This is a genomic window from Glutamicibacter ardleyensis (genome assembly GCF_014644555.1).
GTDB classification, from domain to species: Bacteria; Actinomycetota; Actinomycetes; order Actinomycetales; family Micrococcaceae; genus Glutamicibacter; species Glutamicibacter bergerei.
This window is the reverse complement of the sequence record NZ_BMKX01000003.1, coordinates 1-13,090: the sequence shown is the minus strand read 5'-3', so window position 1 is coordinate 13,090 and position 13,090 is coordinate 1. Positions and strand designations below refer to the sequence as shown.

At 57.0% G+C, this 13,090-nt stretch carries 12 protein-coding genes; 8 read left to right on the top strand and 4 right to left on the bottom strand.

Going from position 1 to position 13,090, the window contains the following annotated elements; all coding sequences use genetic code 11:
* Window position 1 precedes the first annotated feature (1 nt).
* The gene (glmS, locus tag IEX04_RS07775; protein ID WP_188684922.1) at window positions 2-1,870 is read right to left on the bottom strand and encodes a glutamine--fructose-6-phosphate transaminase (isomerizing); all 1,869 of its coding nucleotides are present in this window, start codon (window positions 1,868-1,870) and stop codon (window positions 2-4) included.
* Window positions 1,871-2,037: 167 nt separating this feature from the next.
* Here glmS and coaA point away from each other — a divergent pair, with 167 nt between their 5' ends.
* The 7 genes from coaA (at window position 2,038) to tsaD (ending at window position 7,618) form a co-directional block, all read left to right on the top strand.
* Window positions 2,038-2,997: a type I pantothenate kinase gene (gene coaA, locus IEX04_RS07770; protein ID WP_105676130.1), complete on the top strand. Its 960-nt coding sequence runs from the start codon at window positions 2,038-2,040 to the stop codon at window positions 2,995-2,997.
* A gap of 95 nt (window positions 2,998-3,092) precedes the next feature.
* Entirely contained in the window at window positions 3,093-3,485 is a 393-nt protein-coding gene (gene mscL, locus IEX04_RS07765; protein WP_188684920.1) for a large conductance mechanosensitive channel protein MscL, read from the top strand.
* Between the two features lie 143 nt (window positions 3,486-3,628).
* Window positions 3,629-4,828 carry an alanine racemase gene (alr, locus tag IEX04_RS07760; RefSeq protein WP_096256863.1) on the top strand — a complete coding sequence of 400 codons (1,200 nt, stop codon included), beginning with the start codon at window positions 3,629-3,631 and terminating at the stop codon, window positions 4,826-4,828.
* Window positions 4,821-5,399, top strand: a complete 579-nt coding sequence (gene tsaE, locus IEX04_RS07755) for a tRNA (adenosine(37)-N6)-threonylcarbamoyltransferase complex ATPase subunit type 1 TsaE (RefSeq protein WP_229677064.1) — start codon at window positions 4,821-4,823, stop codon at window positions 5,397-5,399. The genes alr and tsaE overlap by 8 nt, the downstream gene beginning before the upstream one ends.
* Window positions 5,392-6,069, top strand: a complete 678-nt coding sequence (gene tsaB / locus IEX04_RS07750; protein ID WP_096256861.1) for a tRNA (adenosine(37)-N6)-threonylcarbamoyltransferase complex dimerization subunit type 1 TsaB — start codon at window positions 5,392-5,394, stop codon at window positions 6,067-6,069. Before tsaE ends, tsaB begins: the two co-directional genes overlap by 8 nt.
* Window positions 6,066-6,539, top strand: coding sequence for a ribosomal protein S18-alanine N-acetyltransferase (rimI, locus tag IEX04_RS07745; RefSeq protein ID WP_188684918.1), 474 nt, complete (start codon window positions 6,066-6,068; stop codon window positions 6,537-6,539). The genes tsaB and rimI overlap by 4 nt, the downstream gene beginning before the upstream one ends.
* Window positions 6,536-7,618 (top strand): tRNA (adenosine(37)-N6)-threonylcarbamoyltransferase complex transferase subunit TsaD, encoded by a 1,083-nt coding sequence (gene tsaD, locus IEX04_RS07740; protein WP_188684915.1) that lies wholly within the window; start codon window positions 6,536-6,538, stop codon window positions 7,616-7,618. Before rimI ends, tsaD begins: the two co-directional genes overlap by 4 nt.
* A gap of 286 nt (window positions 7,619-7,904) precedes the next feature.
* On the opposite strand, the gene IEX04_RS07735 is transcribed toward tsaD, so the two are convergent.
* The 3 genes from IEX04_RS07735 to IEX04_RS07725 are packed head-to-tail and all read right to left on the bottom strand — an operon-like array spanning window position 7,905 to window position 11,611.
* Entirely contained in the window at window positions 7,905-9,200 is a 1,296-nt protein-coding gene (locus IEX04_RS07735; RefSeq protein WP_096256858.1) for an MFS transporter, read from the bottom strand.
* A gap of 36 nt (window positions 9,201-9,236) precedes the next feature.
* Window positions 9,237-10,142, bottom strand: a complete 906-nt coding sequence (locus tag IEX04_RS07730; protein ID WP_188684913.1) for a carbohydrate kinase family protein — start codon at window positions 10,140-10,142, stop codon at window positions 9,237-9,239.
* Window positions 10,139-11,611 carry a glycoside hydrolase family 32 protein gene (locus tag IEX04_RS07725; protein WP_188684910.1) on the bottom strand — a complete coding sequence of 491 codons (1,473 nt, stop codon included), beginning with the start codon at window positions 11,609-11,611 and terminating at the stop codon, window positions 10,139-10,141. The genes IEX04_RS07730 and IEX04_RS07725 overlap by 4 nt, the downstream gene beginning before the upstream one ends.
* Before the next feature lie 120 nt (window positions 11,612-11,731).
* Between IEX04_RS07725 and IEX04_RS07720 the strand changes: the two genes are divergently transcribed.
* On the top strand, window positions 11,732-12,760 hold the full coding sequence (locus IEX04_RS07720) for a LacI family DNA-binding transcriptional regulator (RefSeq protein ID WP_188684908.1): 1,029 nt from the start codon (window positions 11,732-11,734) through the stop codon (window positions 12,758-12,760).
* The last annotated feature ends 330 nt before the right edge of the window (window positions 12,761-13,090 follow it).

Below are 13,090 nucleotides of genomic sequence, written 5' to 3'. Positions count from 1 at the left end.
ATTACTCCACGGTCACCGACTTAGCCAAGTTACGTGGCTGATCAACATCAAAGCCCTTCGCCGAGGCAAGCTCGCAAGCGAAGATCTGCAGTGGCACGGTGGCCAGCAGTGGCATCAACAGAGTTGGAGTCTCTGGGACGTAGAAGACCCACTCGGAGAAGTCCTTGACCGAGTCATCGCCGTCTTCAGCAATAACCAAGGTCTTGGCGCCACGGGCGCGGACTTCCTGAATGTTCGAGACAACCTTCGAGTGCAGCGAGTCGCGACCACGTGGGGAAGGAACCACTACGAAGACCGGCTGGCCATCGTCAATCAAGGCAATCGGACCGTGCTTCAGCTCGCCGGCGGCGAAACCTTCAGCATGGATGTAAGCGATTTCCTTCAGCTTCAGGGCACCTTCCATAGCAACCGGGTAGCCAACGTGGCGACCCAAGAAGAGTACCGAGGAAGCATCTGCCATGGAACGAGCAAGTTCCTTGATTTCATCCGAGCGGTCCAGGATGTCCTGAATCTTCGATGGAATCTTTCCAAGGTCAGCCAAGATGTCTTTGATCTGGCCCTGGAACAGGTTGCCACGCAGCTGAGCCAGGTACAGGCCAAGCAGGTAGGTGGCGGTGATCTGTGCAAGGAACGCCTTGGTAGAGGCCACTGCGATCTCTGGACCGGCGTGGGTGTAAAGCACCGCGTCGGATTCGCGAGGAATGGTTGACCCGTTGGTGTTACAGATCGACATGGTCTTCGCGCCCTGTTCCTTGGCGTAACGCACGGCCATCAAGGTGTCCATGGTTTCGCCGGACTGGGAGATCGAAACGATCAAGGTGTTCTCGTCAACGATTGGTTCGCGGTAACGGAACTCGTGGGACAGCTCAACCTCAACAGGGATACGGCACCAGGACTCGATGGCGTACTTGGCAACGGAACCGGCGTAAGCGCTGGTACCGCAAGCAAGAACAACAATCTTTGAGATCTTAGTGAGTTCTTCTGCATCAATACGAAGCTCATCAAGGGTCAGACGGCCATCGGCGTCCGAACGGCCCAACAGGGTATCGGCCACGGCGGCTGGCTGGTCAAAGATTTCCTTCTCCATGAAGGATGGGAAGCCGCCCTTCTCGGCGCTGGCTGCATCCCAGTCAACGGTGAATTCTTTGCCTTCGGCAGGGTTGCCGTCAAAGTCGGTGATGGTGTGGGTATCTGGGGTGATCGTGACGATCTGGTCCTGACCCAGTTCCACGGCGCGACGGGTGAAATCGATGAAGCCGGAGACGTCTGAACCGAGGAAGTTCTCGCCATCGCCCAAGCCCAGTACCAGTGGGGAGTTGCGGCGAGCTGCCACAACGAGACCCGGGTGGTCCTGGTGTACTGCCAAGAGGGTGAAAGCACCTTCAAGGTGCTTTACTGCAAGCTGCATGGCTAGGGTGAGGTCCCCATTTGCTTCGCCGTACATCTTGCCCAGCAACTCTGCGGCAACTTCGGTATCGGTATCAGAAAGGAACTCTGCGCCTTCAGAGACCAGCTGCGCCTTGATGCCAGCGAAGTTCTCAATGATGCCGTTGTGGATCATTGCAAGCTTGCCGCCGTCGGCGAGGTGTGGGTGAGCGTTCGAGTCGCTCGGTCCACCGTGGGTGGCCCAACGAGTGTGGCCAATTCCGGTGTAAGACTGGGGTAATGGTTCTTCAGCGATCACGTTTTCAAGGTTGACAAGTTTGCCAGCCTTCTTCCGTGAGTGAATGGCACCATCGGCTACTACGGCTACACCAGCCGAGTCATAACCGCGGTACTCCAACCGACGTAAACCTTCAATTAGAACGTCAAGGGCGCCGTGATCGGCGACTGAGCTTGAGGCTCCTGCATATCCAACAATTCCGCACATAGGAAAAAGCGTACCGGTTGATTCCCCAATGATGGGAGAAATCGTGGCACATCACTCAAAAAGTTGCGTGTCATAGGTCACCGCGAAGAGCTAATTTGCTGAATTTCCAATGAACTCTACAAGTTGAATTTGGGGTGTAGACCATATTCTTGGCACAATTTGACCTCGTGGAACCACAAGGAACGTTAGAGACACCTATAACCCCTTTTGTTGAGCTTGAGCGAGACACCTGGGCCAGACTTTCTAACAAGATGGAACAACCCCTCAATGAAGAGGACATCATTCGGCTTCGTGGTCTAGGCGATGGCCTAGACCTAGATGAGATCCGAGATGTCTATCTACCATTGAGCCGTTTGCTGTACCTCTATGTACAGGGCGCCGGTGCTACACACCGCGCCACCACCACGTTCCTTGGGGAACAAACCCGGCAGACTCCGTTCGTTATTGGCGTGGCAGGTTCGGTAGCAGTTGGTAAATCCACTACCGCCCGCGTGTTGCGCGATATGTTGCGCCGTTGGCCAGAAACGCCCGACGTCCAACTAATCACCACCGACGGATTCCTTTACCCGAACGCGGAACTGAACCGCCGTGGAATTATGGACCGCAAGGGTTTCCCAGAATCTTATGACCGGCGTGCGCTGCTGCGCTTTGTCTCTGCGGTGAAGTCCGGTGTTCCGGAAGTTAGTGCGCCAGTCTATTCACACTTGACTTATGACATCATCCCGGGTGAACGTAACGTCATCCGTGCGCCTCAGGTACTTATTGTTGAGGGCCTGAACGTTTTGCAGCCGGCGCGTACTCGCACCGATGGCAAGGTGGGTCTTGCGCTCAGTGACTTCTTTGATTTCTCCGTCTACGTGGATGCTCGGACCAAAGATATTGAAGAGTGGTACATCAGCCGATTCATGAAACTACGCTCCGGCGCGTTCTCTGACCCAGCCAGCTACTTCCACCGCTACGCGCAGCTCTCCGATGAGCAAGCGCGCGAAACCGCGCACGGCATTTGGAAATCCATTAACGAGCCGAACCTCGAAGAAAACGTGTTGCCTACCCGTGGCCGGGCTCAATTGGTCCTTCGTAAGAGCGCTGACCACTCGGTTCACAGAATGCTGCTTCGTAAGATCTAGGCAATTATCCAAACGCGCGCGGAATTTCTCACAAAATTTAAGTTTTTCGCCCAAATGTCCTGCTTTGCTATGTTTTCCCTGTGTATGCTCAAACCATGCTAAAGGGATTCCGCGATTTTATAATGAAGGGCAACGTCGTCGATCTGGCGGTTGCCGTTGTCATCGGTGCCGCCTTCGGCGCCGTCATCACCGCCCTGGTAGACAATGTGCTGATGCCATTGATCGCTGCCTTGGTCGGTTCGCCATCATTTGATGGCTTCCTACTACTTACCATCAACGGGGTTGACATCAAGTTCGGTGTCTTCCTCACCGCGCTGGTCAACTTCCTGTTGATCGCCGCAGCAGTCTACTTCGCACTGGTTTTGCCAATGCAGAAGGCTACCGAGCACCTCGAGCGTCGTCGCGGCCTCACCGAAGAAGAAGAAGAGGTAGACCCGCAGCTTGCACTGCTTGAGCAGATCCGTGACGAACTGCGCACGCTAAAGTAACCAACTTCAAAAACTTCTCAGAGCCTGTTCCCGCAAAGAAATTTTGCGAGAACAGGCTCTTTACTTTTGCCCCAAATGAAGCTCACGTTCCCTATCGTTGCCATGGCGCGGCAAGAGCGTGCGAAAAGTGCGAAGATGTATAGGTGAACTCTGAATCTCTTGAGGAAATCAACGCGCCGGAAGCCGGTGACACGGCTCCTTACATTGGTTGGGAACGTCGCGCTGTCATTGATCTCTCCGCAATCCGCAGCAACGTCAAACAGGTTATGGATCTGGTGGCCCCCGCCAAGGTCATGGCAGTCGTCAAAGCAGACGGCTACGGACATGGAGCCGTACAGGTAGCCAAGGCGGCTCTAGAAGGTGGCGCCCGCTGGATTGGTTGCGCACACGTTGCCGAGGCCCTGGCGCTACGCGACGCAGGTATTGAAGCTCCTATGCTCGCCTGGTTGCACACCAACGACACCCCATTTGAAAAAGCCATCTCTGCAGGTATTGATTTAGGTGTCTCAGGATGGGACTTAGACTTAATCGCAGCGGCAGCCCAGGCAGTGCAGACGCCTGCGCGTATTCATCTCAAGGTTGATACCGGGCTGGGACGCAACGGCTCCACCATGGCTGATTTCCCGGGCTTGATTGAGCGTGCCGCTAAGTATCAGTCTGAAGGACTGCTGCGTGTGGTCGGAGTGTTCTCCCACCTTGCTGTCGCCGATGAGCCGGACCGCCCCGAAACTGACATTCAGCTTGCCGCTTTTGACGAGGCCATCGATATGGTCGAAGCTGCAGGCTTCGATCTGGAAATGCGCCACATTGCCAATACTCCGGCCATCTTGTCCCGTCCGGACACCCACCACGAAATGGTGCGGCTCGGTTTGGGACTGTATGGCCTGAGCCCGTTTGAGGGGGAGAGCCCTGCAACTTATGGTCTGCGTCCGGCAATGCGGCTGATGACTAAGGTTGCCAACGTCAAAAAGGTCACCCTCGGGCAAGGAGTCTCCTACGGGCTGCGTTACCAAACGACCGCAGAGACCTACCTGGCGCTGGTCCCGATGGGATACGCCGACGGGCTGCCACGAGTTGCCACCGGGGCACCGGTAACCATCAACGGGAAAACCTACCCGGTACGCGGAACTATCGCCATGGACCAGTGCGTGATTGATCTAGGCCCAGATATCAACCCCAACGAATTCTTAGGTGCCGAGGCAATCATCTTTGGTGAAGGTGGAGAATCGGTAACCACTTGGGCGCACGCAGCAAACACCATCAACTATGAGGTTGTCACCCGGATCTCTCCACGAGTTCCACGCTTCTATGTTGAAGGAACCTGGGGCGAAGCCGGTGAATGAGCACATCAAAGAATTCTCTTGCCAGCTGGCGGACCTCACGGTCACTGAAGCTCTGGGCGAAGCCTTGGGCAAGCAGCTGAGTGCAGGGGACTTAGTGATCCTCACCGGGGCGCTGGGAGCCGGGAAGACCACCTTGACGCAATCGCTCGGGCTGGGCCTGAACGTCCGCGAGGGAATCATCTCGCCCACCTTCGTGTTGGCACGCCAGCACCCCTCGCTGGGCGATGGGCCGGCACTAATCCACGTGGATGCTTACCGGCTAAACGGGGAACACGACGTGGATACCCTCGATCTCGAATCCACCTTGGCTGACTCGGTCACCGTGGTGGAATGGGGTCTGGGCAAGGTGGAGCACCTGTCCGACTCCCGCCTGGAAATCCAGTTGGACCGCGAGATCTGGGCCGCACCTAGCAGCAACCCGTGGGAAGAATCCGACGAGGAGCTCGATGAGCCAAGGCAGTTCACACTCAAGGCCATCGGACCACGCTGGGACGAAGAGAATTTCACCGAACTGAAAAACGCCTTGCTGCAGGCCACCGGGCTGCAGCACTCGGGAGAACCACATGCCTAACTACCTGTCCATCGACACCTCGGCGCACGCCTCGGTGGCTTTGATCGACTCACAAACCGGCGCGGTGCTCGGCGAACGCACCTCACCACGCGGTAACGACCAGACCGAAACCCTCGCCGGGTTTGTCCGCGACCTGCTGGCAGAGCACCAGCAAGTTGGTGCGGAGCTTGCCGGCATCATTGTCGGTGTGGGTCCTGGGCCCTACACCGGACTGCGAGTGGGACTTGTTGCGGCACGGACCTTCGGCTTCGTCTGGCAGGTCCCGGTGCATGGGGTGATGTCCCTGCACGCGCTCGCCGAACGAGTGTTGGATACCGAGCACGTACCGGCAGAATTTGTGGTTGCCTCCGACGCGCGCCGCAAGGAAGTGTACTGGGCCAAATACGATGCCTCGGGCGAATTGCTGGACGGTCCCCATGTGGCGACCGCCGCAACCCTGCCTGCCTTGCCGGTCTACGGCGTGGGTGCCTCGCTGTATCCAGAGCAACTGGCCGAAGCAGGAGCACATGGCGTCGAAGAGTCGCTGGACTGGATCGCACAGGCCGCAGAGCTGGGCTGGCGCGGGATCAAGGATCTTGCCAAGGGTGTGGACCTGTCCGATACCTCACCGCAGTACCTGCGTGAATCAGATGCCCAGGTCCCGGCATTCATGAAGAAGGACAAGGCATGAGCATCACCCTCCGTACGATGACCACTGACGACATTGCCGCAGTCCATATTCTGGAAACGCAGTTGTTCCCCGAAGATGCGTGGCCGCTGGCAGGGTTCGAAGCCGAACTGGCCCAGCTGGAGACCCGGAAATACTGGGTCTATGAAGACTCAGGCAAGATCATCGGCTATGCCGGGCTCTGCACCGTGCTGCCCATTGCAGACGTGCAAACCATCGCGATCATCCCCGAATACCAAGGCCAAGGTCTAGGCAGGGCGCTGATGAGAGAACTGATCACCACGGCACGAGCCAACCGCGCCTTGGACCTGATGCTCGAGGTGCGCTTTGATAACCCCACCGCCATTGGACTCTATGAGTCCATGGGATTTGAGACTATTCATCGACGCCCGCGCTATTACAAAGGCGGCATCGATGCGCTGATCATGCGTCTGCGACTGGACGAGCTAGACACCCCGGAGGTTTCCGAATGAGCACCCCACAGCACCCGCTAGTACTGGGCATTGAATCCTCCTGTGATGAAACCGGAATCGGGATCGTGCGCGGCACCCAACTGTTGGCCAACACCGTGTCCAGCTCCATGGACGAACATGTCCGCTTTGGCGGCGTCATCCCGGAGATCGCCGCCCGTGCGCACCTCGAAGCGTTTGTGCCCACCTTGGAGCAGGCGCTCGCCGAAGCCGACGTGACCTTGGAGGAAATTGACGCGATTGCCGTGACTAGCGGCCCCGGTCTCGCCGGGGCCCTGATGGTAGGCGTGGCCGCGGCCAAGGCACTGGCGCTGGCTACCGGTAAACCGCTGTACGGCATCAACCACCTGGTGGCGCACGTGGGCGTCGGGGTGCTTGAAGGTTCCGTGCTTCCACCGACCTTCGGTGCGCTGCTGGTCTCCGGTGGCCACACCGAAATCCTGAAGGTCACCTCGCTGACCAACGACGTGCAGCTGCTTGGCGCGACCATCGATGACGCGGCCGGGGAAGCCTATGACAAAACCGCCCGCTTGCTGGGCCTGGGCTATCCGGGTGGACCGGCCATCGACAAGGCCGCCAAAGACGGAGACAAAAAGGCATTCCGTTTCCCGCGAGGGCTGTCGCTGCCGAAGTTTGTGGGCTCTGCCGAGGAACCGGGCAAGCACCGGAACAACTTCTCCTTCTCCGGTCTGAAGACCGCCGTGGCTCGCTGCGTGGAGCATTTTGAAGCGGCGGGGGAGCCGATTCCTGTAGCGGATATTTCCGCTTCTTTCCAGGAAGCTGTAGTGGACGTGATTACCTCCAAGGCAGTGCGCGCTATGCAGGAGAATGGCCTGAAGACTTTGCTATTGGGTGGGGGAGTTGCCGCGAATACCCGCTTGCGTGAGCTGCTGGCGGCGCGTTGCGCTTCGGCTGGCATCACGTTAGTGGTTCCGCCGTTCTCGCTGTGCACGGATAACGGCGGAATGGTTGCCGCGCTCGGTGCTCAGTTGGTGGCCGCGGGCGCCGAACCTTCGGGCCTGGATTTTGCTACCGATTCTTCGCAACCGGTCACTAATATTGTGCTGGAGCCACGCAGCTAAACATCTGGCTAGATATGCAGTAAGAGGAGTAGGAACCTGCAATAACCCGGTTGCGGAGTTCGGCAATTCCCGCAACACAGCAGAAGACCTCATCCGGGGTGATCTGGCGAGCTTTAGCAGGCCGGCCAGTCAAAACGACGGTACCCGGGCGCAGCACTATGAACGAACGATGTTGATGCATTAATACGAGCGAGATTCTGGCAAACGGTTGACAACGTATTAACGCAGCGGGGGCGAGCTGCTGTAAGTCTCTATAGCAACCCGCCCCGCTTGAACGAACGCTCAGTTAGGCGTCAACAGCAGTTTTTGAGTGACGAATGAATGGGTCACCCATGACTTGCTGATCGTCCTTTTTCAGCGCAAAGAATCCATAGACTCCAGCAAGCAGCACTACCAGCGAGATGGTGATGAAGGTCTGGCGGTAGCCCACCTGGTCGTGGAGCATGCCCAACGGTGTGGAGAGCAAGACGTTACCAATCTGCGAGGATACTTGGAACCCCACCATGTACAAGGTTGCAGACAACGCCGGGTTGAAGTGCAGGGTGAAGTAACGGAACACCGGAAGAATGAACAACGGCGTTTCGATGGCGTGCAGCATCTTAATTGCGGAGACGAGCAGCGGATCATCAACGAGCGCGCAGCCCAAGATGCGAACGAACATGATGGCGACACCGATGAGCAGTGCAGAACGCACGCCCACGCGGCGCATGAGCAGAGGTACGAGTCCCAGCATGGCCGCTTCAACGAAGACCTGCACCGAGTTGAGGATGCCATATACCTGCTGACCGGTTTCTTGGTCTTCAAAGAGTCCGGTGTAGAAGTCGGGGAACATTTGCTGGTCAAAGACCGTGTAGAACGTCCAGGACAGCATCACGAATACGATGATGAGCCACAGGCTAGGTAAACGGAAAAGGCCCAGCATTTCACGGAAGCCCGGTGTAGATGCTGGAGACAGTTTTCCGTTGCTTGGGAGAGGAGCTACTGGTTTAGCTTCGAAGCGCCAAAGCAACAACAGCAGCAGGTGGATTACTCCGAGTACCGAACCGATCCAGAAGTTCAGCATTGGGTTGATGGTAAACAGGAAGCCTGCAGCCAGTGCCACGACGGCGTAACCGAATGATCCCCACATGCGCGCTTGCCCATATTCGAAGTTAAAGCGGCGGCTGTAACGTTCGGTGAGCGCTTCAAAGAGGCCTACGCCTGCAAGGAATCCAACGGAGAATACGACTGCGCCGGCAATAACACCCATCATGAAGTGGGACTGCAGTAGCGGCTGGTAGACCCACATGCAGAATGGTCCGGTGAGCGCGGTTACCGCGGCGATCACTACCGCAAGATGCTTTCGCAGACCTAGCCGGTCTTGTAGGGCACCGTAGCCGAACATCAAGAACAGCGTCACGAGCGAGTTCACCGAATAGACTGTACCGACCTGTGCGCCGCTGAGCCCTAAACCGTTGGATTCGCTGGTGAGCCAAATTTGGAAGAATGACCACCAAATTCCCCATGATGCGAAGAACAGCAGCATCGAGAAGGAACTGTGAAGGTACGTAGGGTTTCTAAGAGTTGTGCTTAGTCCAGTCATCTTTGTCCTGGTTTCTTTGTCATCGTTGGAAAGTTCTTAGTGAGCTAATGCGCGGGAGAAATCGTTGACCCACGGCGGATTCGCACCGGCCTGTGCCACGGTTAGTGCTGCCGAAGTTAACGCGTGGTGCAGCGCTTGCTTGATATCAGCTGGTTCGCAGGAGGTTCCGGTGCGTAGCGCTTGCGCTAGTTCGGGTAGCGCGAGCACACCGTAAAGCAGTCCGGACATGAACGCGTCACCGGCACCGATGGTGTCTTTGAGCTCTGTCGGCAAGGCCGGGATGTCATATCGATTTCCGTGGGCAACAGCTAGGCAACCCTCCCCACCTTGGGTCATCACGGCAAAAGCCGGCCCGAGGCTGGAAACATGCGCCAGTACGTCCCACAGGTCCAGCTCAGGGTAGAGCCATTGAGCGTCCACATCGCTGAGCTTAACGATATGACTCAGTCTCATCAGCAATTCGATTCGTTCGATGGCTGCTTCGCGGTCTTCCACCAGATCTGGACGAAGATTTGGGTCGTAACTGCGCAGTGAACCAGTTGCAGCATGAGTGAAGGCATCAACGATGCACTGCCCCGAGGGCTCAATCCACGCGGCAATGGATCCGGTATGCAAAAGTTCGGGGACGGCGTCTACTGCCACTGGTGGAATCTGCTGGTGGATATCAAAGGTGTAATGGGCGTTTAAGTGCTCATCAACGTGAACCTGAGCCACCGAGGTGGCCCGCTCAGTGACCGAGTCGGAAGCCACCTTCACACCTGCTTGCAACAGATGCTCGGCGATTTGTTGCCCATGAGCATCTTGACCAAATTCGGTATGGAATTGCACAACATGTCCTAGGCGCGCGAGTCCGACGGCAACGTTTAGTGGTGAACCACCGGGGTGGGCCAAACCCGAGACGACGTCCACTAAAGATTCTCCCATGACGGTAATACTGCTCATGCGCTGCGCTCCAAGCTCTTTTCACTCAATGGCAGGACACCAACAACTGCGCTCGTGCTGCCGGAGTACTGGAGCACCCCATAGGCTGGCACAGCTTCGCCGGTGAGCTGATCAGTCAGTGAGCGGCGGCCATCCGCGCCCAGGATTTCAATGGAACCATGATCCAGAAGAACCTGGATGACTAGCTCGGTGGAATCCTCCGGTAACGGCATGCGTTGGCTGGAAGCGTAGAGCTCATGGGCAACCTTGCCTGCGCTGCGGTGGTGCTGAATCAGAGATGGTTCAACGGTCACTTCGCTGATCACGCTGTGATCTGCGCGGTGCAGGAGCAACCGTGCCTGTCCGGTGAATCCACCGGCGAAGCTCAGTTCCACAAGAGCCGGCGCACTGAGTTCAATGTGCGTCTCGCCGGTCAGCACCGTGCTGGTTGGTACAGGGGACTCGGGCAAGCCGTTCAGGCGTTGACGAATTTCAAAACCGCCGTCGCCAAGCTGCACCAAGTCCAGGGTGCGAGCTGCACTCATGGAACCGCGCCAGCCATCGTGGGGCAGGTCGCGGGCGTAGTCCCAGTTGCTCATCCAAGCGATGATGGTTTGCTGGTTCACCGGCAGGCCGTGGAAGCTGACGCCGGCGTAGAAGTCGCGGCCCCAGTCCAGCCAGCTGACCTGGCTTAGCTGCTCGAAGGCCAGTGAATCATTAGCTTCCTGGTGCTTGTCGGGGGTGAATGTGAAACCGTCAAATTCTCCCACGAAGTATTGGGTGCCGGAGCCGCCTGCCACGCCGCCGGGATTCAGCGAAACGAGCAGGACCCACTTGAGCTGATCGCTTCCGGCGACCGGCAGTTGGATGAGGTCCGGGCATTCCCAGATGCCGGCGGTGGCAGCTTGCGGGCCAAAGCTAGAAGCCTCGGTCCAGTCGATAAGGTTTTCCGAACGATAGATCAGCACGCGGCGTTCAATGGCTTCTACCACCACCATGACCCAGCACGAGCCCTGCGAGGACTCGTAGCGGAAGACCTTGGGATCACGGAAGTTCTTAGAACCACGGTCCAATACCGGGTTCTGTGCGTACTTGGTGAAGGTTGCGCCTCCGTCCAGCGAATAGGCCAGTGCTTGGGACTGGTTGCTGTCATCCTTGGCTGCCGCGGTGTACAGCGCGATGATCGGCGCGGTGCTTCCGTCTCCGAGGCCGCTGGTGTTCTCCTGGTCCACAACGATGGAGCCGGAGAAGATGTCTGCGGCATCCCCGTGCAGGATGGCGATGGGAAGTTCGGTCCAGTTCACCAGGTCGGTGCTGACCGCGTGTCCCCAGGACATGTAGCCGTGGCCAACTCCGTGGGGGTTGTGCTGGAAGTACAGGTGGTATTGCTCGCCATCAAAGAACAAACCGTTGGGATCATTGATCCAGTTTTTCTTGGGGGAGAAGTGAAGCTCTGGTCGCATGACCGCGACTTGTTGTAGTTCGGGCAACGCCGCCATCCTTAATCAAGATCTGCTAAATGGATTTAGCACAAGACTCTAACAGCGACAGGGCCTCCCTGCAATAGGCTAGGCTCGAATAATTGCAGGTACCAGTCGCAAGAAGGACACGTGAATACGCAAAAAGCCAAGCGGGTAACGATAGCTGACGTCTCAGAAGCTTCAGGGATGTCAAAGGCCGCAGTCAGTTTGATCCTGAACAACAAGCCTGGGACCAGGCTTTCCGTAGAAGCTACCGAAAGGGTTCGCGCGGCAGCCAAGGAACTGGGGTACCGTCCAAATGCTGCCGCTCAGTCATTGCGCAGTGGCAAGACTCGAACCCTGGGGCTGATTTCTGATCAGGTCACGGTCACACGTTTTGCTTCCGGCATGATCACCGGCATTCTTCGCGCGGCCGAGGAGCGCGGTCATACGGTGCTGATTGCAGAGACCTTCGGGAAGCGTGATCAGCTAGCTGAAGTCATCCAGCAGATGGCTCATCGGGACGTTGATGGTCTCATCCTAGGATTTATGGATTCACGGAAACATGACTTAAAAATCCCAGCCACGGGTCTGCCCACCATCTTGGTCAATGGACTTGATGACAGCCCCTGCACCGCGGTGCTGCCCAACGAGTTGGATTCCGGTGCCCATGCGGTGCACCGCGTTCTGGAAACCGGTGCTAGAAGTGTCGCGCTGATCGGGGCGCATCAAAATGCTGAGAATGACCCGACGAGCTATCCGAGTATCACCCGCCGTTTCACTTCGCTGCGCAACGCCTTGCAAGAATCGAATCTTGAGGTACTCGGCGAATGGGTTCTCGAAGACTGGAATCCCACCGACGGCTATGCGGCGACCGCTCAAATGCTCGCCGATGGGCATAAGCCTGATGCTGTCATCTGCGCGAATGACCGCGTGGCCATGGGAGTCTTTCAGGCATTGGCCGAACAAGGACTAGTTCCCGGTAAGGATCTTTCGGTTCTTTCTTTTGATGATGAGATTATCGCTAGCTATCTGCGTCCGCAGCTGACATCGATCAGACTTCCTTATGAAGAAATGGGAGCGCTCGCCGTTGAGCTACTTCTTGATGGAAAGCTGGATCCTGTTGAGCATCAAGTGGAGATGCCGCTAATTGAGCGCGATTCAATGAAGGCCCGCTGAACTAAGGCTGACCGAGCCTGGGAGCTAAAGATTATTGGGGCTTCAACTGCAGGCAAGATGCCGCAGTCTCCCAGCGTGACTCATGAAGCTTCTTCACCTCGTCTGATCATCAAATTCCTGGACACCCTCAATAGTTTCTGGGTAGTTCCGTGCGCCCAAATACCTTGCTGAGGGAGACGTCGGTTCTGTCGAAAGCCCGCGATCTTCGCAGAGATCTGCATTTATGCGCAAATAAGAATCGACTGCTTGACACCCGCAAGTGATGTGCGTTATGGCTCTGATTTTTCAAAAACGGTCACCAGCCAGTCAGATCTTGTAGTCAAACACCCG